Consider the following 23,882-nt stretch of genomic DNA (forward strand, 5'->3'; position numbering starts at 1 on the left):
CCCTCATCCCCTACCTCTAGCGCCTGATCCGCCCGCCAGAGCTGAAAGCGCTATCCCATGCTGAAAATTGCCTTCCAGATGGACCCGGTCACGGGCGTCAATGTGAATGCGGATTCCACCTTCGACATTGCGCTGGAAGCCTTCTCGCGCGGCCATGAAATCTGGGTCTATGAGCCGAAAGACATGGCCATGGAGGATGGCAGGGTGCGCGCGCGCGCGCAGAGAGTGCGCGAGCTGAAACGCGTGCAGGGCGAGCATGCGGTGCTGGACGAGGCGGTGGTGCTGGACCTTGCGAGCGTCGACGTGATCTTCCTGCGCCAGGACCCGCCCTTTGACATGGCCTATATCACCAGCACCCACATGCTGGAGGCGCTGCAACCCGGCGTGCTGGTGGTCAATGACCCGGCAGAGGTGAGGAACGCCCCTGAAAAGCTGTTCGTCACGCGCTTTGAAGGGCTGATGCCGCCCACCCTCATCTCGTCCTCGCTCGCCGATATCCGGGCCTTCTTCGAGGCGCACGGGCGCGACATCGTGGTGAAGCCCTTGTTCGGTAATGGCGGGGCGGGCGTGTTCCGCATCCGCGAGTCTGCCGAGAACCTCGCCTCGCTCTTGGAACTCTTCGCACAGGTCAGCCGCGAGCCGCTGATGGCGCAAGCCTTCGTTCCCGATGTGCGAAACGGCGACAAGCGCGTGATCCTCGTCGATGGCGAGCCTGCGGGCGCGATCAATCGCGTGCCGGCCGAAGGCGAGGTGCGCGCCAACATGCATGTCGGCGGCAAGGCGGTGAAATCCGATCTCTCGGCGCGTGATCTGGAAATCTGCCGGATTATCGGCCCGGAATTGAAGGCGCGCGGCCTCGTCTTTGTCGGGATTGACGTGATCGGGGATTATCTGACCGAGATCAATGTCACCTCGCCCACCGGCGTGCAGGAGCTGCGCCGCTTCTCCGGCATCGATGTCAGCAAGATGCTGATCGACTGGGTGGAGGCAAAACGGGGCGGCAAAGCCTCGTGATCGATCCGCTGCACCTGAAAATGCAATGGGCGCTCTCCTATCCGTTCACCCGGCCGGAGGGTGATTTCCTGTTCGTGGATGGCCGCACGCTCGATATCCGGTCGCGCCGTGGCCCGATCAGCGATTGGCAGGTGGCGGAGGGCGGTCATATCCGTTCCCTCGCCGATGTGGTGGGGGCGCAGAGGGCGGCACGGCTTGATGAGGGCGCGTATCACCCGGTGGTGGCGGTGGGGTCCAACGCCGCGCCGGTGCAGCTTCAAAGGAAGTTCGCAAGATATATCGATGACGTGGTGATCCCGGTCATCGCGGTCAGCCTGCCGGGCCATGTCATCGCCTGGGCCAACCGCATCGCGGTCTATGGCTCGGTGCCCGCCACGCTTGCCGAAGAGCCGGGCGCCAGCGTCTCGGCCTGGGCGACGCTGCTTTCCCCCCGCGACTATGCGCTGATGAACGCCACGGAGGATCTGGGCGTCGTTTATGAGGCCGTGCCGGTGGCCGTGGAGGGCGCGCCGGAGGCCGTTCATGGACCGTTCGAGGCCTATCGCTGCCTGACCGGGCATTTCAATGTGCGGGTCAGCGCGTTTGCCGCGACAAACTCCAACCTCCCCCAGGGCAATCAGTGGACCGCGCAGGAGCTGGCGATATCGCGCCTCGGTCTTGAAACGCCGGTGGACAGGTTCGTGGCCGAGACGGTGAGCGATGCCGGGCTGGCGGCAGAACGCGACCGGGCGCTCAGCCGGGCTGGTTAGCTGCCGGTTTCAGCCGGGCGCTGAGGGCGCTTACCCGCCAGACGATCCAGATCGCAGCCCAGATATTGCCCAGAAAGGGCAGGGGCAGGATGAAGGCCAGCGCGATCAGCCTGTTGCGCTCAAACAGCCAGATGATGACGGCCAGAAAGACAAAGCCGAGATAGAGGTCGATCAGGGCGACCACGCCCCACGGATCCTCGATCATGGCCGAGAAGCTCGCCCCGATATTGGCGGCTTGGGCGGCCCAGAGAATGCTGGCGAGCAGGGCTATCCCGCCCAAGCCGAGAAGAATGCGAAGAAGGGTCATGGCTGGCTCCCGTACGGGTGAGGTTTCCCTCATCGATACGGAAGCCAGCCATTGCCGGTTCAGGTTCTGGCGGTATCGTCCGGCGTGCTTGCCGGCATGGGCTTGTCGGCCGGGGCGCGGAAACGCTCCTCGTCCAGCTCGCCCTCCCACTTGGCCACGGCCACCGACACGGCAGCATCGCCGGTCACATTGAGCGCCGTTCGGGCCATGTCCATGATCCGGTCAACCGGCAGGATGAAGCCGACAATGATGGCGATCTGCTCTGGCGGCACGTTGAACGTGCTCAGCACGATGGCCAGCAGGAAAAGCCCCGCGCTGGGGATGCCGGCCGCGCCGATGGAGGCGATGGCAGCGGTGAACGCGATCATGAAATAGTGCGTCAGCGTCAGGTCATAGCCGAAGGCCTGCGCGGTGAAGAGCGCCAGGATGCCGAGATAGAGCGCAGTGCCATCCATGTTGATCGTCGCGCCCAGCGGCAGGACAGAGCCGGCCACAGAGCGCTTCACGCCGAGATTATTGACTACGTTGGAGATGGTCACCGGCAGGGTGGCCGATGACGAGGCGGTGGAATAGGCGACGGCCTGCGCATCGACAATGCCGCGGGCAAAGTCCAGCAGAGGCAGGCGCAGGACGAATTTGATCAGCCCGCCATAGACCAGCACCGCATGGGTGAAGAGGCCCAGATAGACGGTGAGGATGAGAAGGCCGATTGAGGCAAACGCCTCCAGACCCTGGCTCACCGTGGTATAGGCGACGAGCGCGAATACGCCGAACGGCGCCACTTCCATCACCATATGGGTGACTTTGAGCACGACATCAGAGGCGGAGTTGAACAGATCGCCCACCGGCTTGCCGGCCTTGCCCGCCAGCAATATGCCGATACCCAGCAGGACCGCAAAGAAGATCACCGCCAGCACGTCGCCATCGGCCAGCGCGGCAACCGGATTGTCGGGCACGATGGAGAGAAGCCGGCTGCCCAGCCCTTCGGCTTCCATGGAAACCGGCACGGCATCCGTCCCGCCCAGGTCTGCGCCCGCGCCGGGGCGGAAGAGCAGGCCAAAGATGATGCCAATGATGTTGGCAAAGAAGGTGGTGCCAAAATAGAGGAGCAGCGTCTTGCCGCCGATCGGGCCAAGGCGCTTGGGATCACCCAGCGCGTAGACGCCCGCCACCAGCGTGGTCAGGATCAGGGGCACGATGAGCATGCGGATGAGGCGGATGAAAAGGTCGCCGACCGGGCGGACATAGCTCTCGATGAGATTGGTGGCGGCCTCTGCACCCATCATCTGGGACATCAGCGCGCCAAAGCCGATGCCCAGCACGAGGGCACCCAGCACGCGCTTCCACAGTGCCGTTCCAAACCACCATTTCATGAGAGGCGCTCCCCGCAGCAAAGCATGAACGCCACAGCCTAAGCGCCGCGCGCGCAGCGTCAATCAGGCGATGCGGCAAGCAGAAGGGAGGCGCGGATCAGGAGCGGGCCTGGCGCCGGCGGGTGAGGGCATCAAAGCTCTTGATGAAGGCGATGCGCGCCATCAGCACGGCCCAGACGGACCCGATCACCAGCAGCAGTACGCCATGGGCCTCGCTCGCCCAGATGCGCGAGACGAAAACGATCGCCAGCGCAAAGATCATGTGCCGGCCGACATGGCGCCATGTCAGGTCGCGATAGCGCGAGGCCCGGCGCATGGTGCGCGCCGAAAACCAGCGCCATGCGCTGCCCGCCTGCCCGGCATCATGCCGGTCGCGGTCGGTGGCGCTTTGCGCGATATGGTGAAGCGTATCAGCCATAAGATCAGGATACGGAACTTAACCGCGTTCGTCAAGGTCAATCAAATTACTGATTTTTCGTAGATAAAATCTTTTACGACAATTTGGTGACTGTCGTGGTTTTTAAGAAAGCGTGAGTAGGTTCGGGCGCGTGCAAACAAAAACCCCGCCGCGGACGCTCCGCAGCGGGGCTTTCCAGGTGCCTGGGGCGCCGAAATTACGCCGCAGCGGCGGTTTCGGCCTCGATCACGCTGGCGGCGGCATTGACCACGGAGGCGATGCGCACGGCGGTCTGGATCTGGTCGGCACTGATGCCATGCTTCTTCAGCTCGGCCTCGTGCGCGTCGATGCACATGCCGCAGCCATTAATGGCGGATACGGCGAGCGACCACAGCTCGAAATCGGCCTTGTCCACGCCCGGATTGGCGATGACATTCATGCGCAGGCGCGCGGGCAGGGTCTTGTAGTCCTTGGCCGAGGCCAGATGCACGAAGCGGTAATAGACATTATTCATGCCCATCACGGCGGCGGCGGCCTTGGCGGCGTTCACAGCTTCGGGTGAAAGCTTGCCATCGACTTCACCGGCAATGGCGCGGATCAGCGCCGCATTGCCCGTGGCCCAGGCCGAGGCGAGGAAGCAGCCATATTTCTTCTGGTCGTCCAGTCCGGTCTCGCGCGCCAGCGAGGACAGGTTCAGCCGGATGTCCTTGGCGTAATCGGGGATGTGCTCTTTGAGGCTCTCAAGGCTCATGGGGAGGCTCCGTGTCGGTATGTAGCAGATATGAAAACGGGCCGCGCCGGGAGGAGTGACGCGGCCCGCTTTGCAGGGGCTTGAAGGGAATAAAGCCCTTAAGCCGCTTTGAGCGTCTCGCCGCCAACCGCGCGGTTGCACGGGCACAGCTCGTCGGTCTGCAGCGCGTCGAGAACGCGCAACGTGTCTTCCGGGTTGCGGCCGACATTGAGGTTGGTCGCGTAGACGTGCTGGATCGTGTTCTGATCGTCCACGATGAAGGTGTAGCGGTAGGCGACGCCTTCGGGCGAACGGATGCCGAGCTGATCGACCAGCGAGCCGGTCGTGTCGGCAAACTGCCACTGGTCCAGCTTGTTGAGGTCGGCATGCTCGCGGCGCCAGGCCAGCTTGCAGAACTCATTGTCGGTCGAGCCGGTCAGCACGACGGCGTCGCGGTCTGCAAACTCGTCATTGAGCTTGGCAAAGGCGACGATCTCGGTCGGGCACACGAAGGTGAAGTCCTTCGGGTAGAAGACGATGACCTTCCACTTGCCCGGGAAGCTGGCTTCAGTCAGCGTTTCAAACGCGGACTCGCCATTTTCCTCGTGATGGTTGAAGCCCGGCTTTACGCCCGTGATTTCAAATTCGGGAAGTTTCTGGCCGATACCCAGCATGTTCGTCTCCTGTCTGACTTGAATGATGGCCACGACGCGCGGGCGCCATGTGCTGCTGCAGCATGTGCTATGTTGCAGTTGCGAAAGCAAATCGATTGTCTCTGGATCAGCGATAGGCTATCTCGATAGCCATGAGTGCAAATCTTCCCACATTGCGGCAGTTGCAATTTCTTATTGTGCTGGCCGAGCATGGCAATTTCAGCCGCGCCGCCGAGGCCGCCCACGTTACCCAGCCTACCCTGTCGGCGGGTATCAAGGAGCTGGAGCTGAGTCTTGGCACCACGCTGGTAGAGCGCGGGGCACGCGGTGCCAGCCTGACGCCTGCCGGTGAAGCGGCTGCGGCAAGAGCGCGCACCATCCTCACCGAGGCGGAAGACCTTGTGCATGCCGCGCGCGCGGCTGGCGAGCCGCTGGCCGGGCAGTTCCGCCTTGGCGTGATCCCGACCATTGCGCCCTTCCTCCTGCCGCGCGTCCTCCCCGCCTTGCGCAGCGAATTTGCACAGCTGGAGCTGTTCCTGCGCGAGGATCTGACGCCGCGCCTTGTCGACGCCCTCAAGGAACGCCGGCTTGATGCTGCGCTGATCGCGCTGCCCTATGAGGCGGCGGGGATCGAGACGCGTTCCATTGCCATGGACGAATTCCTGTTTGCCTGCGCGCCAGGCCACAAGCTGGCGGATGCGAACCCGCTCAGCCCGGCCATGCTGGCTGATGAATCCCTGCTTTTGCTGGAAGACGGCCATTGCCTGCGCGATCATGCGCTCAGCGTGTGCTCAACCAGCCATAGCGCGTCAGGGCCCGGTTCGGGCCGGGCCGATGCTGCGCGGTCAGACTTTGCCGCCACCAGCCTGCACACGCTGGTGCAGATGGTCAGGAGCGGGCTGGGCGCCACTCTCCTGCCGCGCCTGGCGGTTGATGGCGGGGTCGCTGAGGGGCTGGGCCTTGTCATCAAGCCGTTTGACCCGCCGGTTGCAGGGCGCGAGATCGGCATGGCGTGGCGGCGCGGCTCTGCGCGTGCGGAAGAAGCGGCCAAGCTGTCCGGGGCGGTCAAGGCAGCGCTCGCACCGCGCTGATCTTTACCCTGCGGCAATAGCCGGTCTTCACGCTCGCGCAATAAAAGCGGTGCATAGCTGGCGGCGAGTTGTGCCGATGCGGGGAGATATAACGCCATGAGTCTGATGTTGCTCGTCCTGATCGCGATTGTGCAGGGCCTGACCGAGTTTCTGCCCGTCTCCTCCTCCGCGCACCTGATCCTTGCCCCTCTGGCCTTCGGGGTAGAGCCGCAAAGCGTGCTCATCGATGTGATGGCGCATCTGGGTTCGCTGCTGGCCGTGATGGTCTATTTCCGCAAGGAAATCGCCCAGGTGATCGTGGGCGTGCTGGCCTGGTTTAGCGGCCAGATGACGCCCGGCGGACGCCTTGCCCTGCTGGTGGTGATCGCGACGCCGCCGGTGATGGTCGTGGCGGCCGTTCTCTACTTCACCGGCTGGATGGATCTGGTGCGTTCGCCTGCCGTAATCGCGGCCGCCACGTTGGTCTTCGCGCTGCCGCTCTGGCTGGCTGACAGATATGGCCCGCGCGTGAAGACGGTGGAGACGCTGACCTACAAGGATGCTGCCGTGATTGGCCTTGCCCAGGCGGTGGCGATGATTCCCGGCTCCAGCCGCTCCGGCCTGATGATGACGGCAGCGCGCATGCTGGGGGCGGAACGCTCGGCCGCGGCCCGCTTTGCCATGCTGACCAGCATTCCCGTCATTGCCGCCTTCGGCCTGCAATCGGGTATTGATCTGGCGCGCGGTGAAGATCCGGGCGCGAGCCTCACGGACGGGCTGATTGCGGTTGGCCTCTCCTTTGCGGCGAGCCTTGTCGCCATTCACCTTCTTTTGAAGCTGGTGGACCGGTTCGGCTTTCTGCCCTTCGTCATCTACCGCATCGCGCTGGCTTTCGCGATTCTGGCGGTGATTATCTGGGTGGTGTGAAGGGGAAAACCCTACTCCGCCGGTGCGAACTGGCCGCCTTGCCGGAAACGGTAGAGATAGGTTGGCACGATTGCCTCGACAGAGGCCGGGCTGATCCCCAGCTCTGCGAGCCCCGGCGCACCCTCGGCCACGACATTATCGGCTTTCAGCAAGGTCACCTGGTCGCGCGTGAGCACGGTTGGCACGAAGGGCAGGGCGCCTGCGATCTCGCCGGCAAACCCGATGCCGTAAGCGGCAAGCCACGGCACCGGCACCAGAAGGCGCGGACGCCGGATGGTGGCCGTAATGTACTGGAGCACGTCCTTGAAGCTATAGCGGGCCGGACCGCCAAGCTCGTAGGTCTTGCCCTGTGCGGCCGGGTTTTCCAGCGCGGCCAGAACTGCCGCGCCGACATCGCCTGCCCAGACTGGCTGGAACACCGTCTTGCCGCCGCCGATCAGCGGCAGGGCCGGCGTATAAAGCGCCATCTGGGCAAACCGGTTGAAGAAGCTGTCCTCGGCTCCAAACACGATTGAGGGGCGCAGAATGGTGGCGGTAGGGATAGCATCCATCACCGCCTTTTCCCCGGCGGCCTTGGTCTGCGCATAGGCGGACTTGCTGTCTGCGTCCGCTCCGATGGCCGAAATCTGCACAAACCGGGTAATGCCCGCAGCCTTTGCGGCCTGCGCGATGCTCTGCGCGCCTTGCGCCTGCACCGAGCGGAAGGTCTGCCGTCCGGACTGCGCCAGAATGCCGGTGAGGTTGATGACGGCGCTGGCGCCTTCAATAGCGCGCTCGATGGAGGCCTTGTTGCGCACATTGGCCTGGACCAGCTGTATCTGGCCGACTGAACCCATAGGTTTGAGATCAATCGCGGTGTGGGGCAGGCGCGTGGCTACGCGTACCCGGTAACCGGCCTTGACCAGCGCGCGCACTGCATAGCGTCCGATGAAACCCGAACCGCCAAACACCGTGATCATTTCATCGCGCAGCATGTGGGCCTCTCCCTTGAGCCTGGCCGGTTCGCGGGGGTACCTCGCGAACACTGTCTGTGTCTTTAGCGGATAGACCAAATTTGCGGCCCGTTGGCAACGCCGCACAAGGCGCGTTGACAGCGCCCGCGCCCGCATTTATCACCGCGCCTCCGACGCCTTCAGAGATATGCCCAGGTGGCGGAATTGGTAGACGCGCTGGCTTCAGGTGCCAGTTCCCGAAAGGGAGTGGAAGTTCGAGTCTTCTCCTGGGCACCATCTGGTTTGGTCTGTTGCGCTAGAAATAGCCGTAGCGGTCCAAACCCAGATCATACCTCTTGGAAATCACCTCGTTGGACTTCGCAAATTTGCGCATGATCTTGGCTGCCAGCTGTTCAGGCATCTCGATGCGCACCGAATTCTCCTGACCGTCTTCCTGTCGAACCTTCCAGCGATTTTCACCTTCGGCATTGCTCGCGTGTATGGCTTTTTCGCGTTCGGCGGCGGCCATAAAGGAATCGTTTCCGTCGAAAAACTCCACGAGACGGCTGTAAAACAGGGGTGGATCGAGCCGGATGGCTTCCATTGGCAGAAAGCAAATATCATTCTTGCCGAGCGCCGATCGAAGGCAATCATCCATATATCGATAGTTTATCACCATGGCCGAACGATAGAGTTCAGATTTGGCGCTGATGAGCTTTCTCGCGGTTTTTTCAAAATGTTCCTGACTTGGAGCGCTGAATGTTGCGCCAGACTGCGCATATCGTGATGCTATCCACGTGTCTTGCCGCCGGATAGTTGTCAGAATCTTTACGCGGCTAAACCGCGAGCCTTTCAGTATGGCCTTGCGCATATGATTTAGATGGTGGGCAAGCACGATTGGATCCTGCTGCCGGCGTGCTTGGAAGTCGAAGAAGTGAACATTTGCTGAAATATTTTCTTCTGAAATAAGAATGTTTTCGCATTCAATAGAGTTTATTATTTTATTTATAGATCTCCCTGCGTAAGACGCCCATATGCCGGGAGATTTTGAAAATTTTGCCCTGAATCCCTCGTTATCTTCTTCATTGAATAACTCGTGAATATAGTTTCGGTCTATATACTTTATATTTTCAATCTGCGTGAACAGTTTTTCTTGTAAAAATGTCGTCGCCGTCTTGGGCAAGCCGATGTGAATGTAAACAGTGCCCATTTATGAATCTCCGTCGTGTGTCCGCCATTTATCAGGAATCAACGCGTTGGATACATTGTTGCGGGAGGCTGTAGCAGGCAATTGGGCAAGACACAGATGCCCGGCGTCGATCTGTCTGTGACCCGACACCAAAACGGCCCCGAGCGGGGCCGTCTTGCGTTTGGGATGATTGCTTGCGAAGCAGCGCTTCTAGCGCTGCAAAAGCCAGGCGCGGGCCTCATCCTCGCAGGCAAAGGGCTGCAGTTTCACGGCAAACGCGCGTGCAGTGCTTTCCATGACCATGTAGGGCCGTGTGCGCTCGCCATGGGAAACATGGGCGCAGCGGCGCGGCGAGAGCTCCTCCATGATGAGTTCGATCGCGCTGACTATATCGGCAATATCATAGGCTATGCTGGTGTCCGAGGTCTCGAACAGTACGCCGTTCACCCGCGTGCCGTGACCGGCAGCGACAAGGCGTTCGGCCGCCTCGCGCAGTACCGCGCTCGTCAATTCGCCCCGCAGGCGCAATGTGAGAATTCCGTCGATATCGGTTTCGATGCGGATCGGGTCCGCATCGGGCGTCTTGTGGTCGAGAGGCATGGGGAGAGGGCCTTTTATGGCTCTTGATGGCAGGTCGGGTTTGTCGGGGTATCCATGCCTAGCTGCTGATTATTGCCAAATCGTGGCAGACAGTGCGCAAGGCGCCCATGCAAATTGGCAAGGGCAGAGGCCGACGCAAGCACTGTCGGAGGCAAAGATCAGAAACGATAGCGCAAATTGAGCGCGATCAGCGGGAAGGAATCATACTTGTCCAGATCCCGCTGAGCGCGTTCCACCTGCAGCTGAAGATCGGCCAGAAAGGCCGGATCGTTGGCCAGCAAGCCGGTTACCTCGTAGCTGATGCTGGGTGTGCCTTGCCGGTATACACCTGCCTCAAGCGAGACTTCGACCGGGCCATTCCATGGCCGTCCGGCCACGCCGGCTCCGGCAAACCACGCATTTGGCGCAAACTGGGCTTCGCCCGTCAGCCGGCCCACTTGTGCGGCCGGATAGATATTGTTGCCGATCTGATAGTCGCTGGCGGGCTGGGCGTTGTAAACGGCCTTGTTGAAGTTGTAGCGGGCACCTGCGGTCAGAAAGAAGACGCGCCTGAAGGGGAAAACGTCCACCCCGACACCCACGCTAGCCAGCCGAAGCGAAAAGTCGCTGGCGATGTCGGCCACGGTCTGGTCGTCGGAATAGACGAGCCCTGCTGCATGTGTGCGTACCTGCAGGTAATCGTTGATGCGGTAGCCGCCCTCCACGCCCACTCCCAGTGTTCCCGCCCGCAAGCCGACAAAGGCCCGGCGGTCGGAGTCTGTGGATGCGGTGAAAGCTCCCGAACCGGCGAACGCAGGATCGCCCTGCATGCTTGCTGCGCCAAGCGCGGCGGCGAGTGTAGCGGATATGGACATGATGACCCCAAGCTAGCCGCGACGTGGCGCTGATTCAACCTGCCGGTGTCCAAATTGGTTCCCCCGGAGCAGGCCGTTGATTGACGCCGGGTGCGAGCACGGCCCATAGGAAGGGTTACACGCGCTGAGCCAAGAAGGGGTTGCACGTCCATGACCATCCATTTCCACAAGGCCGACCTGCCCGCCGGGCTGGACCTTGGAAAACGCGTTGCAATCGATACCGAGACGCTGGGCCTGTCGCTGGTGCGCGACCCGCTATGCCTGGTCCAGTTGTCGGCAGGTGACGGGGATGCGCATATCGTCCAGCTGGACCGTTCCTCCTATGACTGCCCGAATCTGAAAGCGCTGCTGGCCGATGAAGGCGTAGAGAAGATTCTCCATTTTGCGCGCTTTGATGTGGCGATGATTGCGCGCGATCTGGGCGTTACGCTGCGGCCTGTGTTCTGCACCAAGATCGCCTCCAAGCTGGCGCGGACCTATACCGACCGGCATGGCCTGAAGGACGTGGCACGCGAGATCGCTGGAGTGGAGCTGTCCAAGCAACAGCAAAGCTCTGACTGGGGCTCAGGCGATATCAGTGAAGCCCAGCTCAAATACGCCGCTGACGACGTTCTCTACCTGCACCAGATCCGTGACGGGCTGGAGGCCATGCTGATCCGCGAGGGGCGGATGGAGATGGCAAAGGCGTGCTTCAGCTTCCTGCCCACCCGGGCGGCGCTGGATCTCGCCGGTTGGGCGGAAGCCGATATTTTCGCGCACAGCTAGGGCGCCATTGCCGGCAGACGGCGCGCCTGCCTTGAAAAGGCCGCGGCCAGGGTCCACAAAGCCCTGCGGGGACAGTTTTTCAGGCATTCGGGATGAACACGCTGACATTCGCAGCCGCAGAGCCATCGGCAAGCCGGGCGGTTGAGGCCGCCCGTCTGCGGGCGCGTGTCGTGCGTAATGCGCGCATTGTTCTGATTGTCCTGATCGGCGCGCTTGTGTCCAATCTGCTGGTGCAGTCGTTCCTGGCTGGCGGCCACGAGCCGGCTACCCGGCCAGCAATGCTGGGCGACGGGGAGCGGATCGTAAACCCGCGCTTTACCGGCCGCGACGCGCACGGGCGCGCTTATGTGCTTACGGCAGATTCGGCTGTGCGGCGGATGGTAGGGCTGGGCAATCTGACCGATCTGGAGAATCCGCGCATCGACTATGCCCTGCTGTTTGGCGGGTCGCGTCAGCCCGATGCATCCGAGGTATTGTCGCGCCTGGGTGTCTATGACGATGCGACACGTACCTTGCGCATGTCCGATACGGTGCGTTTTACCACCCGGTCGGGCTATGAGTTCCGCACTGAAGGCGCTTCGATAGACTTGGACGAAGGTGTGGTATACGGCGAAGAGCCGGTGCAGGGGCGCGCGCCATGGGGCGGCGTGCAGGCATATGGTTTCGAGTTGCATGAGGAAGGCCGGCGTTTGCGCTTTACCGGCGGTGTGGTGACGCGCTTCTATGTCGGTGACGGCGCGCCTGCGCCCGAGGAGGACCGATGAGGCTGATTTTTGCCGTTACCGCGCTGGCGTCCGCCATGGCCGCTGCCAGCATCCTGACCACTGACGCGCTCGCGCGGCAGGATGCGCCCGATTTCCTTGATATCAGTTCGGATGACCAGGAAATTCTCGACCAGCAGGATCGCGTCCGCTTCATAGGCAATGTCAACGCCATTCGCGGCGATACGCGCCTGCGTGCGGACGAGGCCGAAGCCCAGCTTGCGCGTAATCCCGAGACCGGACAGCGCCGTATCGAGCGCATTACGGCGCAGGGCGATGTGTTCTACGTGACGGCAACCGAGACCGCGCGCGGTGACCGGGCCGTCTATACTCTGTCAGACGAGGTCATTGTTCTCACCGGCGCGGTGGTTCTTACGCAAGGCTGCAATGTTTCCACCGGCCAGGAGCTGCGCATAAACCTGCAAACCGGCGTATCGCGCCTGACAGGGGGCAATGGCCGTGTGCGCAGCCTGTTCTTTTCTCAGGATGGCGAGCGGCCGGCTGCCAGCGGAAATTGTCCGGCACCGCCCGTCCCCGGGCCGGCGCCGCGCAGCTATAGCAATGAATTTCCGGACGGGCAGTCCGGTGCGCCGGCAGCGAACTAGCCGCTTCTGACCTCATTGAACGGGCGCGCATTGGTGCGCCGGGCTGTGTTTTGCAGCCGTTGGCCTTGTCACGAGGGGGCGGTCCCTTGCAAGGATGGGGCCAGTTGCGCACGCTTCACCAAATATTAGGCCTGCGCCAGTAACCCTGTTAGCGGGAATTAAGGGTGGTGACGGGAATGACCATGCCAGACAGCAGCGCTGACGGCCTCCATGTCGAGTCAATCGGCAAGGCGTTTGGCCGGCGCGTGGTGGTCAAGTCCGTCTCGCTCCAGCTGTGCCGGGGCGAGGTTGTCGGTCTGCTGGGGCCGAACGGTGCCGGCAAGACGACCTGCTTTTACATGATAACGGGGCTTATTCCGGCCGATCACGGCCGGATCTTGCTGGACGGGCAGGACATCACATCCTTCCCGATGTTCCAGCGTGCACGCCTTGGTATTGGCTATCTGCCTCAGGAAGCGTCCATTTTCCGTGGCATGACAGTGTTTGAAAACGTCACCGCCACTGCCGAAATTGCAGAAAAGGACAAGGCGGCGCGCAAGAAGCTGGTCGAGGATCTGCTCGAGGAGCTGGGCGTCGACCATTTGCGCGACAGTCCGGCGATGGCCCTTTCAGGCGGGGAACGCCGCCGGGTGGAGATTGCACGCGCGCTGGCTACCCGTCCGGGCTTCATCCTGCTGGATGAGCCGTTTGCCGGCATTGATCCGCTGGCCATTGCCGATATCCGCGACCTGATCCTCTTCCTCAAACAGCGCGGTATCGGAATACTCATTACAGACCACAATGTGCGCGAGACGCTGCAGATCACGGATCGCGCCGCGATCATCCATGACGGCGAGGTATTGTTCGAGGGTAAGCCCGAAGCGGTACGTGCCGATCCGTCCGTGCGCCGGGTCTATCTCGGCGACAGTTTTCAATAGGGCGCGAACGGATGGCAAAGCTCGGACAAAGGCTGGAGGCAAGGCAGGGGCAGGGTCTGGTAATGACCCCGCAGCTTCAGCAGGCCATAAAGCTGTTGCAGCTTAACAATATGGAACTTGCCGAGTTCGTCGAGGAAGAGCTGGAGCGCAACCCGCTGCTGGAGCGTGACGAGCGCCCGGAGCCCGGCGGTGACGATGAACGTGCGCCGGCAGGAGATGCTGCAGACCCGCATGGCGAGCTCAGCTTTGATGCGCCGTCCTCCGCTGCCGACGATGCATTCGATGCCGACCGCGAGGCGATGTATGCCGACAGCGCGCCCGACATGGCAGGCGCGCGCGATACCGGCGGAGCGGTGGACTGGTCGCGCGCCGGAAAGGGCGGGGGCGGGTTCGATGGCGAGGATTATGACGCCGCGGCCCATGCCAGCCGGGACAAGACCCTACGTGAGCATCTGCATGACCAGCTGGCAGATCTGGCGCTGACGAGCGCTGACCGCATGATCGCGGCCCATTTGATCGATCTGGCCGATGACGATGGCTATATGCGCGCAGATCTTGCCGAAACGGCAGAGCGTCTCGGCGTCACCTTGTCCGAGGTTGAGGCCCTGCTGGCGCGTCTGCAGGAGTTTGAACCGGCCGGTGTCATGGCGCGCGGCCTGCAGGAATGCCTGGCCATACAGCTGGCCGAACGCAACCGGCTGGACCCGGCCATGGCGGCGCTGGTGGATAACCTGCCCTTGCTGGCCAAGCATGATTATGCGGGCCTGCGGGGCCTTTGCGAGGTCGACCAGGAAGATCTCGAAGACATGATCGCCGAGCTGAAACGGCTCACCCCCAAGCCGGGCCTCGCCTTTGGTTCTGACAGTACCCGGGCGGTCGAGCCGGACGTCTATGTGCGTGAGCGGCCGGACGGCAGCTGGGCGGTGGAGCTCAATACCGACACCCTGCCGCGCGTGCTGATGAATAATCGTTACGCCGCGCAGATCGCGGGCAGTGCGCGTTCGGCGGAAGAAAAGACCTTCATCACTGAATGTGCACAGAACGCGTCCTGGCTGGTGAAAAGCCTGGACCAGCGCGCGCGCACCATCCTGAAAGTCGCCAGCGAAATTGTCCGCCAGCAGGACATGTTTCTGGCCAAGGGCGTGGCCTGGCTGCGGCCCTTGAACCTGAAAACGGTGGCCGATGCGGTCGGCATGCATGAGAGCACGGTCAGCCGTGTCACCTCCAACAAGTATGTGTCGACGCCGCGCGGCCTGTTCGAGCTGAAATATTTCTTCACCTCCTCCATCGCGTCGGCCGATGGGGGCGAGGCCTATTCGGCCGAGGCTGTACGCTACCGCATCAAGGCCATGATACAGTCTGAAACGGTGGACGATGTGATGAGTGATGACGCCATTGTTGACCGTCTGCTGTCTGACGGGATCGAGATTGCCCGGCGTACCGTGGCAAAATACCGCGAGGCGATGAATATTCCCTCATCGGTACAGCGCCGCCGCATGATGAAGCGCTAGGCTCCCCCGGGATTCCAGTCCTGATTGGGCCTGTAGCCTAGGATATTGGTAACCCCAAACCTGTCCGCTGCGTCATTAACCAGTTATCTGGATTGACGCCCCCGCCCGGCTTGCTACCGTCACTGCATCCGGCACAGAACCGGATATCCGGCCACGCGTTGTTTCAAGCGCCAGGGGCCTTTTTGAAAAAAGGCTCCTGCAGCCAGCGCAACGCGCCAGCAGCAGATGGAGCTGACATGCACATCCAGTTTGTTTCCAAAGGTATCGACGTATCGCCCGCCCTTCGTGAACGTATCGAGGGCAAGGTCGAGGAAGGCACCGCGAAATATTTCAGCCGTCCCGGCGAGGCGTTTGTCACCGCCGCCAAAGAGGGCTTCGGCTTCCGTGTGGAGTGCGCACTGCACCTGCCGTCAGGTGCCTTTCTGCAGGCCACGGGCGAAGGCGCAGATGCCTATGCCGCTGCCGAAATTGCGGTTGAACATCTGGAAAAACGCCTGCGCCGCTATAAGCGCCGCCTGAAAGACCATCACGCTGAAAACAAGTTGGAGTTGCCCGCCGAAGAGACCCCGATCGTGGTCTTCAGGGGCAATGGCCGGGCCGTCACGCTGGACGAGGATGATGCCGAGCTGGACGATGGCGGTGCCACGGGCGGCAACGAGCCGGTCATCGTGGCGGAAACCGTCGGTGAGTTGCGCACGCTTACCGTCTCCATGGCGGTTCACGAGATGGACGTGCTCGATACACCGTTCATGCTGTTCCGGAATGCAGCAAGCGGATCGCTCAATGTAGTCTATAGACGTCCTGATGGTCATGTGGGGTGGATTGATCCGGCCCGAGAGGCTAAAGACGGCGCCGTTCGCTGAGAGGGGGCCCTTTGCCCCGCCGACAAGCAAAGGCGTGACATGGCATTGTCAGACCTGATTCCGCCCGGAGGGGCGGTGGCAGACCTGCCCGGCACAAGCCGCAAGCAGGTGCTCCAGTCATTGTGTGATCTGGCGCAGCGTACGCTGCATGTGCCGGCGCGCAAGGTGCTGGACGCGGTTATGGAGCGCGAAAAGCTGGGATCAACGGGTGTGGGCGATGGCGTGGCCATCCCCCATGCCCGCACGGGCGATGTGGACCGGGTGTGCGGTGTGTTTGCACGCCTGAAGACCCCGGTAGATTTCGACGCCATGGACGGACGTCACGCCGATCTGGTCTTCCTGCTGCTGGCGCCGGAGGATTCCGGGGCTGAGCACCTCAAAGCCCTTGCCCGTGTGGCGCGCATGTTCCGGCGCGAGGATGTCCGCACCGCGCTGCGTGCCGCGCCGGATTCAGCTGCTGTGAACGCCATTCTGTCGGGCATGGCCCATACCGACGCGGCGTAGGTGAGCGTTAGCGCGTCATGCCTGCTTCGATCCGGCCATCGGCGTGAACAATTGCGTGCTTCATGCCTTGCGAGTTGTATTGCGCGCTGACATGTCCTTTTGAATCGACTGCGATGATCCCGCCATCGCCGCCCAGCTCCGCGATATCGTCCAGCACGCCCCTGACTGCCTCATCCAGACTTGAGCCCAGATAACGCATGCGCGCGGAGACGTCGGCGGCGGCGTTGGCGCGCATGAAGAACTCGCCCTGGCCGGTGCAGGAAACGGCTACGCGCGCATCCGCCCAGGTGCCGGACCCGATGATGGGCGTGTCTCCCACCCGGCCCCAGCGCTTGCGCAGCGTGCCGCCAGTGGAGGTCGCGCCGCAAAGCATACCGTGACTGTCCAGCACCACGCAGCCCACAGTCCCGGTCGCGATCTCGCGGCCATCGGGCACCGCGGCAGGCCGGTAATAGCTGTCCGGATCAGCGATTTCCTCGATGGCGTGCGCACGGGCTATGTCGGCTGCGCCAGCGCCAGCGATCAGTACATGGGGCGTCGCCTCCATGACCACGCGCGCCGCTGTAATGGGCGAAATGAAGCCTTCCAGTGCCGCGACAGCGCCCGCCTTGCGCGAGGGGCCTTCCATGATGGAGGCGTCCAGCTCGTAGCGGCCAGCGGTATTGGGTGAGGCGCCGCGCCCTGCGACATAAAGCGCGCTCTCTTCCATCGCCCGCACCAGCTTCACCGCGATATCGACGGCATGTGCGCCCTGTGCCAGCAGCGCCTTGCCTTCGTCGGCAAGAGCACGCAGATGCGCCACTTCGCGCTCATAGGAGCGCTCGGCGAGCACGCCGGCTCCCCCGTGCAGGACAAGTGCGGTGGGACGGGTCATGGGCGGGTCTCCATTGGCGAGGGCGTCGTGAGCTGAGGCTCATAACATCCCCGCGCTTCCCTCTGAAGCGCCAAGGCGCTATTTCGTCAGGGAAAGCGCGGTGCATCTGCACATCGCTGGTGCAGCGACAAAACCATTCCAACGGGGAGAGAAATCATGCAGTTCAAGGGCGCAAGCGCGGTTGTCACGGGCGGAGCATCGGGTCTGGGCGAAGGCACAGTCCGGCGTCTGGCCGCCGAAGGGTGCAAGGTCGCGATTTTCGATCTCAATGCCGAGCGCGGCGAAGCACTGGCCAGAGAGCTTGGTGGTGTGTTCGCGCAAGTGAATGTCGCCGATGTCGAAAGCGTGAAGGCCGGTTTTGCCAAGGCCCGCGCGGCCAATGGCCAGGAGCGCATCCTCGTGAACTGCGCCGGCATTGGCTGGGCGGAAAAGACCGCCCGCCGTTCTTCTTCCGGCGATATTGTCGGCCACCAGCTCGACAAGTTTGCCCTCGTTGTGAACATCAACCTCATTGGCTCGTTCAACTGCGCCGTGCTGGCCGCCGAGGGCATGCTCACGCTTGATCCGGACGCATCGGGCCGCGGTGTCATCATCAATACCGCATCCGTTGCCGCGCAGGACGGCCAGATCGGCCAGGTGGCGTATTCGGCGTCCAAGGGCGGGATTTACGGCATGACGCTGCCCATGGCGCGCGATTTGGCCCGCGAAGGGGTGCGGGTGAACACCATCCTGCCGGGCTTCTTCGAGACGCCGATCTACCAGCAGATGCCGCCGGAAGTGAAAGTGAACCTCGCCAGCCATCTGCAGTTCCCGCAGCGCTTTGGCACGCCGGCGGAATACGCCGATCTCGTCGCCTTCATGGTCGGCAATGACTATATCAACGCCGAATGTGTCCGCCTTGATGCCGGCGCGCGCATGCCTCCGAAATAGGGCTTTCTGGCGCAACGCGTTCAACCTTTCGTCGTTCCCGCGCAGGCGGGAACCCAGAGCCTTGGCTGAGGTCTTCGGCCAAAGCACTGGACCCCCGCCTGCGCGGGGGTGACGCGTGTTGAATGGAGCGCCGCTGCCTGCGACCCTAACTGCAATTCATTCTCAAAAGCTATTGGCAGCGCCCCGCGCGTCCTGTAGGTGAGACTTATTCTCAGTTACACCAGACGTCAGGGACGACGCCAACCATGCGCACGCTTCTTCTCGCCAGCACAGCCGTGCTGGCTCTTGCCGCCAATGCCGCCGCCGAAAATTCCAGCGAGGCTGACGTCAATGTCGAGACCATCACCATTATCGGCCTGAAGGGCGATGCGCGCGAAGTGGCCGGTTCTGCCACCTTGCTGCCCAGCGAAGTGCTGCAAGTGCAGGACTATACCGATATCGGGCGCGTGCTGCGCCAGGTGCCGGGCGTGAATATCCAGGAAGAAGACGGGTATGGCCTGCGCCCCAATATCGGCCTGCGCGGCACGGGCCTCGATCGCTCGGCCAATATCGTGCTGATGGAAGATGGTATTCTGGCTGCGCCTGCGCCCTACTCGGCTGCGGCAGCTTATTACTCGCCTTATGTGGGCCGCATGGCAGGTGTGGAGATCGTCAAGGGCGCGTCCGGGGTGCGTTATGGACCGCGTACGCAAGGCGGCTCGGTCAATTTCCTCTCCACGCCGGTGCCGGAAAGCTGGTCGGGCCGGCTTGCCATCACGGCAGGTGAAGAAGAGGCGCGCCGCATCCACGCTTATGCCGGTGGCATGACCGAGGTGTCGCAGGGCGTGCGTCTGGGCGGGCTTGTCGAGGCCTATACTGATAGCGCGGAAGGCTTCAAGACGATCGATTTCAACGCTGGCCAGTCCACAGGCTTTGATCTGACCGATTTCGGCGCCCGCCTGCGCGCCGAGTTCGATGGCGCAGGCGTGACCCATGCTGTGGAGCTGCGCTACCAGACCTCGGACGAAACCTCTGACGAGACCTATATGGGCCTCACGGATGCGGACTTTGCCGCTGATCCCTACCGCCGCTATGCCGCCAGCGCCAACGACCAGATCAATGTGGATCAGTCCCGCTGGGTGCTGCGCTATGACGCCGCGTTTGACAATGGCCTCAATTTCACGGTGCTCGGCTACCGCAATGAAGTGGCCCGCAACTGGTTCAAGGTCGAAGGCGTCAATGCCGGCGCAGGCCGCCGCTCGCTGGGCGCGGTGCTTTCCGATCCGGTCACCTATTCGGCGGAGTACGCCATCCTGACCGGCCAGCCGGGCCTCGTCTCCATCGATGGCGCCGTCATCAGCCGCAATAATAACCGCTCCTACGTGGCCGAAGGCGTGCAGGCCGAGCTCGTGGGTGATGCCGCCCTGTTCGGTGCCAGCCATCGCTGGCGGGTGGGGGTGCGTGCGCACCGCGACTCTGAAGACCGTTTCCAGAACGAGGTCTTCTACCGCATGGACAATTCGCAGCTTATTCAGACCGGCGCGCAAACGCCGGGCTTCCACGACAACCGTGTTGTCGAGGCCGAAGCGCTGGCCATCTTCGTGCAGGACGAGATCAGCTTTGGAGCGCTCACCCTGGTGCCGGGCCTGCGCTATGAGCGCATCGAAGGCACGCAGACCCGCTGGGCCGCCACCGACCAGACCCGCTCCGGAGCCACTACGGTGACAGGCAGCACCACGGATGTGTTCATTCCCGGGCTTGGCGTACGCTATCAGCTGAACGACAGCGTGATGCTGTTTGGCGGTGTGCATCGGGGCTTCGCGCCATCCTCACCCTCCTCCAGCAGTGATCCGGAAGATGCGGTGAACTGGGAGGCTGGTGTGCGCTGGTCGGGCGGGTCCGCCTTTGTCGAGGCCGTCGGCTTCTTCAATGACTATTCCAACCTGATCGGCACGTGCACGGCCTCCACCGGCGGCGGCTGCACGATTGGCGCGCAGTTCGATGGCGGCGAGGTCGATGTGAGGGGGCTGGAGCTGTCAGCTGGTGTCGATCTTGCGGCATTTGCCGGCTGGAGCGGTGTGTCGGTGCCCGTGCGCGGCGCCTACACCTGGACCGATGCTGAATTTCAGACCGCCTTTGCTTCCGGCTACTCCCCCTGGGGGAGCGTGCAGGCAGGCGACAAGCTGCCCTATCTGCCCGAGCATCAATGGTTCGCCTCCATTGGCCTTGAACAGGGCCGGTTCGGCAGCCAGCTGGCTGTGACGTGGAATGGCGAGCGCCGCACGGTTGCCGGACAGGGCGCCATTCCGGCCGCTCAGTTCCTTGATTCCTATGCGGTGGCTGATCTGGCGGTCTGGTATGATCTGACCGAAGCGCTGCGCGCGCGGGTACAGGTCAGAAACCTTACCGATGAGGTCTATGCCGCCTCGCGCAGCCCAGCGGGCCTGCGCCCCGGCGCGCCGCGCGCGGTGCTGTTCGGCCTTTCGGCGAATTTCTAGGCTGGGACACCATACTGACAAGGAAAAGCCCCGGACCAGCGGTCCGGGGCTTTTTGCTTTACCGGCCAGCACCTACTGAACGGGCGGGCGGACCAGCGGGCCCAGATTGCGGATCACGTCAGCCGCGTCGAACGCGTCGGGGCTGTCGGGTGTTGCGCCCCGGCCAAGCTGGATCTCGGCCATCGCCTCATAGCGGGTGACCTCACGCAGATTGATGTCGTCCCAGAACGGATCGCGCCAGCCATACCAGCCATGGCGCGGGTGATAGTAGCGGTAGAACACGTCAAACCGGCTGCGATAGGCCGGGCCGGGCGAACCCGTAATACGGCGTTCGGCTTCGGTATCGCGGCGGATCAGGCGGAAATAGTCATAGCCTTGCTCGCGGGTCAGCTCGGCGGCGCGGTAAAGCAGGAAGGTTTCCACCGACTGCCGCTCGGTCAGCGAATTGCCGGAAAACCCGACCATGAAACGGTTCTGCTCGATCTGTTGCTCGGAATAACCAAACCCGCCTGAAGTGGCGCGCTGGTAGGGTGTGGATTCGGCGCAAGCTGCCAGGATGGCGGCGCTGGCGGCAAGTCCGGCGATAAGGCGCTTCATGGCTCATACCTCCCAGATGGATTTCGTCCCAACCTGTCAACCAGTATGAGGCGCAATCGTTCCGCGGCAAATCAAATCTGCGCGGGGTAACTCATGCCTCAAGCGGCAGCAGGCCCAGCCGGTCCAGCTCGCCCTTCAGGCGGGGCGCGCCGGTGAAATGATGCACGGCAAAGCCAGCCCTCGTGGCGGCCTCGATATTGTCCAGCCGGTCATCGATGAAGAGTGTTTCGTGCGGCGGCGTGATGATCCGCTCTGCGGTCAGCGCGTATATGGCCGGATCGGGTTTTACCAGCCCTTCCTGTCCGGAAATGATGGCGGTCTCAAAGAGGCTGAAAGCCGGATAGAGCGCCAGAACATCCGGCCATTTCTCGGCGGGCATGTTGGACAGGGCAAATTGCGGGACGCGGCGTGCGTGGAGCGCGTCTACCACACCCTCCATACCCTCCACATAACCGTTGAACATGGCATTCCAGCCGGTGTCCCAGGCGTGGATGAGTGCGGCCTTGTCCGGGTGATTTGCGATCAGCGCTTCGCGGTTGGCGGCCATGGAGACACCGCGATCGTGCGCCTCATGCCAGTCCATGGTGCATACGGATGTGAGAAAATCCCGGCGCTCTGAAGCATCCGGGATTAATCGGCGATAGAGATAATCTGGGTCCCAGTCGGCCAGCGTGCGTCCCAGATCCCAGAGGATGGCACGCACAGCCACAGGCCGGCCCGTCCGTGCTAGCCGGCGCGGGCCTTGAAGCGCGGATCGGTCTTGTTGATCACGTAGACACGGCCACGGCGGCGCACCACCTGGCAATCGCGGTGCCGGGCTTTCAGGGAGCGGATGGAGCTGCGCACTTTCATGGTCTTGTCTCGTCGGTTGAGCGGGGCGGGACGCGCCCTCGTCTTCAAGGGAGCGCAGGTGTTACAGAACGCCCCGGCTGAAGTCAACCGGGGCGCCTGGCCACTTGCACTGGCGATATGGGGCTACTCGATCAGCCGGACGTAACGCTCGCGGGTCGTGTCCAGCTGCGGGCACTGCATGATGATGCGGATATCGTCATAGTCACGGTCGGTCCAGCCCATCTGCGTCCAGTTGGCCGTGCCGCCCGGCAGGCCCGGCGGGCGGTCTTCCCAGCCATAGTACATGTAGCGGCCGGGGCTGCAGCCTTGCGCGGCCCGCTGGGGGTTGCGATTGCCGCCAGTGGGAATGACACCGCCCTGACTGACGGGTTTGCACTCATCGAGGCTTTCGCACAACACGGTTTCCAGGATGTCGTATTGCAGGCCGTTGTGATGCTCCTGGCCGTTCACATGCGCGGTGTCGGTGAAATAGCGGTGGCGGCACGGATAGGGGAAGTCCGCTGTCGCCGTATGCTGGCACCAGTTACGGTCATTGCTGGGGCTCTGATCTATCCGCTCCGGATTGGTGCGTGAGAAGCGCAGATTGTACAGCTCGAAACTGATCGTCTCGCCCTCCTCGCAACGCGGCCACTGATACTGGTTCGGCCAGCGGGTGAGGAAGTTGATGCCATTATTGTCCTGCACAGGCGTGCGCTGGGTCCGGCGCTGTTCGGGCGTCTTGTTCGCGTCTGGATCCGGATCATAGCAATAGACATAGATGCGGTTGTAATCCCCCGCTTCCGGGTCCAGCCAGCTCACTTCCGGCGGCTCATACTGCAGCATGGGCTGGTGCAGGCGCGCGGTGGAACGCACCGCGACGCGTACGCTGTCATCAAGGCCTGGAAGGGTGTGAATGAGGACGGTCGATACGCGTGCGCTGGCATTGACGCGGAAATCCAGCCCGTTCCAAGCGCCATTGACGTTGAGGTCTGACAGGCCGGAGCCGCCGAACGATGCCATCACCCGGTCATTCATGGCGTTGATCTGGGCTGCGAAATTGCTGTCTGGCCCGCCGACCGCCGCATTGAGCGCGGTCGCGTCGGCTTCGGCCTGAAGCGAGGTGCGCACATTGATGAGGCGCGCCGTATCCACCGATACGCCCGCCATGCCGATTACAGGCACCAGCGACAGGGCAAATATCACTGCGATATTGCCGGCGCGGTCCTTCAGGAAGCCTGATAGCCGTTTCATGTCCGTCCGCCCTTGCCCGAACCGGCACACTTGCCGGTTCACCCCGATGAGACATGCAGATTTCATGCCTGAATCTGGCGCCGAATTTAGCAGGCAAGGCTTAATGAGGCGTAAGAAAATATAATTAATTTAGTGTGTTAGCGTAAACTTCACGCTAACCATGGCCCGGCTGGCGTTCATCGCGCATTGATCTTCTGTGTG

At 62.5% G+C, this 23,882-nt stretch carries 27 protein-coding genes and 1 tRNA gene; 14 read left to right on the plus strand and 14 right to left on the minus strand.

The window, feature by feature from the left end:
• The first annotated feature begins 57 nt into the window (after positions 1–57).
• Positions 58–1,014, plus strand: a complete 957-nt coding sequence (gene gshB / locus ACTIGC_RS12360) for a glutathione synthase (protein WP_439634703.1) — start codon at positions 58–60, stop codon at positions 1,012–1,014.
• A complete protein-coding gene (locus tag ACTIGC_RS12365) occupies positions 1,011–1,763 on the plus strand; it encodes a hypothetical protein (protein ID WP_439634704.1) in 753 nt (250 codons plus the stop codon). Before gshB ends, ACTIGC_RS12365 begins: the two co-directional genes overlap by 4 nt.
• On the opposite strand, the gene ACTIGC_RS12370 is transcribed toward ACTIGC_RS12365, so the two are convergent.
• From ACTIGC_RS12370 to ACTIGC_RS12390, 5 genes are all read right to left on the minus strand, one after another.
• Positions 1,747–2,070 carry a hypothetical protein gene (locus ACTIGC_RS12370; protein WP_439634705.1) on the minus strand — a complete coding sequence of 108 codons (324 nt, stop codon included), beginning with the start codon at positions 2,068–2,070 and terminating at the stop codon, positions 1,747–1,749. The two genes, ACTIGC_RS12365 and ACTIGC_RS12370, sit on opposite strands and share 17 nt — an antisense overlap.
• 59 nt (positions 2,071–2,129) lie before the next feature.
• A complete protein-coding gene (locus ACTIGC_RS12375) occupies positions 2,130–3,443 on the minus strand; it encodes a dicarboxylate/amino acid:cation symporter (RefSeq protein WP_439634706.1) in 1,314 nt (437 codons plus the stop codon).
• Between the two features lie 97 nt (positions 3,444–3,540).
• Positions 3,541–3,861, minus strand: coding sequence for a hypothetical protein (locus ACTIGC_RS12380; RefSeq protein ID WP_439634707.1), 321 nt, complete (start codon positions 3,859–3,861; stop codon positions 3,541–3,543).
• A 196-nt stretch (positions 3,862–4,057) separates the two neighbouring features.
• Positions 4,058–4,591, minus strand: coding sequence for a carboxymuconolactone decarboxylase family protein (locus ACTIGC_RS12385; protein ID WP_127568865.1), 534 nt, complete (start codon positions 4,589–4,591; stop codon positions 4,058–4,060).
• 98 nt (positions 4,592–4,689) lie between these two features.
• Entirely contained in the window at positions 4,690–5,244 is a 555-nt protein-coding gene (locus ACTIGC_RS12390; RefSeq protein ID WP_439634739.1) for a peroxiredoxin, read from the minus strand.
• 131 nt (positions 5,245–5,375) lie between these two features.
• Here ACTIGC_RS12390 and ACTIGC_RS12395 point away from each other — a divergent pair, with 131 nt between their 5' ends.
• Both ACTIGC_RS12395 and ACTIGC_RS12400 read left to right on the plus strand, forming a co-directional pair.
• Positions 5,376–6,314: a hydrogen peroxide-inducible genes activator gene (locus ACTIGC_RS12395; RefSeq protein WP_439634708.1), complete on the plus strand. Its 939-nt coding sequence runs from the start codon at positions 5,376–5,378 to the stop codon at positions 6,312–6,314.
• 96 nt (positions 6,315–6,410) lie between these two features.
• The gene (locus tag ACTIGC_RS12400) at positions 6,411–7,220 is read left to right on the plus strand and encodes an undecaprenyl-diphosphate phosphatase (protein ID WP_439634709.1); all 810 of its coding nucleotides are present in this window, start codon (positions 6,411–6,413) and stop codon (positions 7,218–7,220) included.
• Positions 7,221–7,231: 11 nt separating this feature from the next.
• Here the strand turns inward: ACTIGC_RS12400 and ACTIGC_RS12405 are convergent, their stop codons facing one another.
• Positions 7,232–8,194, minus strand: a complete 963-nt coding sequence (locus tag ACTIGC_RS12405) for a complex I NDUFA9 subunit family protein (protein ID WP_439634710.1) — start codon at positions 8,192–8,194, stop codon at positions 7,232–7,234.
• Between the two features lie 168 nt (positions 8,195–8,362).
• On the opposite strand from ACTIGC_RS12405, the gene ACTIGC_RS12410 reads away from it, so the two are divergent.
• Positions 8,363–8,449 (plus strand) — tRNA-Leu (locus ACTIGC_RS12410).
• Positions 8,450–8,468: 19 nt separating this feature from the next.
• Here the strand turns inward: ACTIGC_RS12410 and ACTIGC_RS12415 are convergent.
• From ACTIGC_RS12415 to ACTIGC_RS12425, 3 genes are all read right to left on the minus strand, one after another.
• Positions 8,469–9,362 carry a hypothetical protein gene (locus ACTIGC_RS12415; RefSeq protein ID WP_439634711.1) on the minus strand — a complete coding sequence of 298 codons (894 nt, stop codon included), beginning with the start codon at positions 9,360–9,362 and terminating at the stop codon, positions 8,469–8,471.
• Between the two features lie 189 nt (positions 9,363–9,551).
• Positions 9,552–9,941 carry a hypothetical protein gene (locus ACTIGC_RS12420; protein ID WP_439634712.1) on the minus strand — a complete coding sequence of 130 codons (390 nt, stop codon included), beginning with the start codon at positions 9,939–9,941 and terminating at the stop codon, positions 9,552–9,554.
• Positions 9,942–10,099: 158 nt separating this feature from the next.
• Positions 10,100–10,795, minus strand: coding sequence for a hypothetical protein (locus tag ACTIGC_RS12425; protein ID WP_439634713.1), 696 nt, complete (start codon positions 10,793–10,795; stop codon positions 10,100–10,102).
• Between the two features lie 150 nt (positions 10,796–10,945).
• Here ACTIGC_RS12425 and ACTIGC_RS12430 point away from each other — a divergent pair, with 150 nt between their 5' ends.
• The 7 genes from ACTIGC_RS12430 to ptsN all read left to right on the plus strand — a co-directional run bounded on the left by ACTIGC_RS12430 (position 10,946) and on the right by ptsN (position 16,721).
• Positions 10,946–11,560 carry a ribonuclease D gene (locus ACTIGC_RS12430; protein ID WP_439634714.1) on the plus strand — a complete coding sequence of 205 codons (615 nt, stop codon included), beginning with the start codon at positions 10,946–10,948 and terminating at the stop codon, positions 11,558–11,560.
• A gap of 92 nt (positions 11,561–11,652) precedes the next feature.
• The gene (gene lptC, locus ACTIGC_RS12435) at positions 11,653–12,324 is read left to right on the plus strand and encodes an LPS export ABC transporter periplasmic protein LptC (protein WP_439634715.1); all 672 of its coding nucleotides are present in this window, start codon (positions 11,653–11,655) and stop codon (positions 12,322–12,324) included.
• On the plus strand, positions 12,321–12,926 hold the full coding sequence (locus ACTIGC_RS12440; RefSeq protein ID WP_439634716.1) for an LptA/OstA family protein: 606 nt from the start codon (positions 12,321–12,323) through the stop codon (positions 12,924–12,926). The genes lptC and ACTIGC_RS12440 overlap by 4 nt, the downstream gene beginning before the upstream one ends.
• A gap of 176 nt (positions 12,927–13,102) precedes the next feature.
• A complete protein-coding gene (gene lptB, locus ACTIGC_RS12445; protein WP_439634717.1) occupies positions 13,103–13,843 on the plus strand; it encodes an LPS export ABC transporter ATP-binding protein in 741 nt (246 codons plus the stop codon).
• Positions 13,844–13,854: 11 nt separating this feature from the next.
• Positions 13,855–15,354 carry an RNA polymerase factor sigma-54 gene (gene rpoN / locus ACTIGC_RS12450; protein WP_439634718.1) on the plus strand — a complete coding sequence of 500 codons (1,500 nt, stop codon included), beginning with the start codon at positions 13,855–13,857 and terminating at the stop codon, positions 15,352–15,354.
• Positions 15,355–15,590: 236 nt separating this feature from the next.
• Positions 15,591–16,217: a ribosome hibernation-promoting factor, HPF/YfiA family gene (gene hpf / locus ACTIGC_RS12455; RefSeq protein WP_439634719.1), complete on the plus strand. Its 627-nt coding sequence runs from the start codon at positions 15,591–15,593 to the stop codon at positions 16,215–16,217.
• A 39-nt stretch (positions 16,218–16,256) separates the two neighbouring features.
• A complete protein-coding gene (ptsN, locus tag ACTIGC_RS12460; RefSeq protein WP_127568832.1) occupies positions 16,257–16,721 on the plus strand; it encodes a PTS IIA-like nitrogen regulatory protein PtsN in 465 nt (154 codons plus the stop codon).
• Positions 16,722–16,728: 7 nt separating this feature from the next.
• Here the strand turns inward: ptsN and ACTIGC_RS12465 are convergent, their stop codons facing one another.
• Positions 16,729–17,595 (minus strand): isoaspartyl peptidase/L-asparaginase family protein, encoded by an 867-nt coding sequence (locus tag ACTIGC_RS12465; protein ID WP_439634720.1) that lies wholly within the window; start codon positions 17,593–17,595, stop codon positions 16,729–16,731.
• A gap of 156 nt (positions 17,596–17,751) precedes the next feature.
• On the opposite strand from ACTIGC_RS12465, the gene ACTIGC_RS12470 reads away from it, so the two are divergent.
• Positions 17,752–18,525 carry an SDR family NAD(P)-dependent oxidoreductase gene (locus ACTIGC_RS12470; RefSeq protein WP_439634721.1) on the plus strand — a complete coding sequence of 258 codons (774 nt, stop codon included), beginning with the start codon at positions 17,752–17,754 and terminating at the stop codon, positions 18,523–18,525.
• A gap of 245 nt (positions 18,526–18,770) precedes the next feature.
• The gene (locus ACTIGC_RS12475; RefSeq protein ID WP_439634722.1) at positions 18,771–21,002 is read left to right on the plus strand and encodes a TonB-dependent receptor family protein; all 2,232 of its coding nucleotides are present in this window, start codon (positions 18,771–18,773) and stop codon (positions 21,000–21,002) included.
• 72 nt (positions 21,003–21,074) lie between these two features.
• On the opposite strand, the gene ACTIGC_RS12480 is transcribed toward ACTIGC_RS12475, so the two are convergent.
• From ACTIGC_RS12480 to ACTIGC_RS12495, 4 genes are all read right to left on the minus strand, one after another.
• Entirely contained in the window at positions 21,075–21,599 is a 525-nt protein-coding gene (locus ACTIGC_RS12480) for a CC0125/CC1285 family lipoprotein (RefSeq protein ID WP_439634723.1), read from the minus strand.
• A 91-nt stretch (positions 21,600–21,690) separates the two neighbouring features.
• Complete coding sequence (locus tag ACTIGC_RS12485; RefSeq protein WP_439634724.1) at positions 21,691–22,308, minus strand: HAD family hydrolase; 618 nt, start codon at positions 22,306–22,308, stop codon at positions 21,691–21,693.
• Between the two features lie 17 nt (positions 22,309–22,325).
• Positions 22,326–22,451 (minus strand): type B 50S ribosomal protein L36, encoded by a 126-nt coding sequence (ykgO, locus tag ACTIGC_RS12490; protein ID WP_036511313.1) that lies wholly within the window; start codon positions 22,449–22,451, stop codon positions 22,326–22,328.
• A 123-nt stretch (positions 22,452–22,574) separates the two neighbouring features.
• A complete protein-coding gene (locus tag ACTIGC_RS12495) occupies positions 22,575–23,681 on the minus strand; it encodes a TadE/TadG family type IV pilus assembly protein (RefSeq protein WP_439634725.1) in 1,107 nt (368 codons plus the stop codon).
• Positions 23,682–23,882 lie beyond the last annotated feature (201 nt).

Source organism: Glycocaulis sp., from assembly GCF_051859565.1.
GTDB lineage: Bacteria > Pseudomonadota > Alphaproteobacteria > Caulobacterales > Maricaulaceae > Glycocaulis.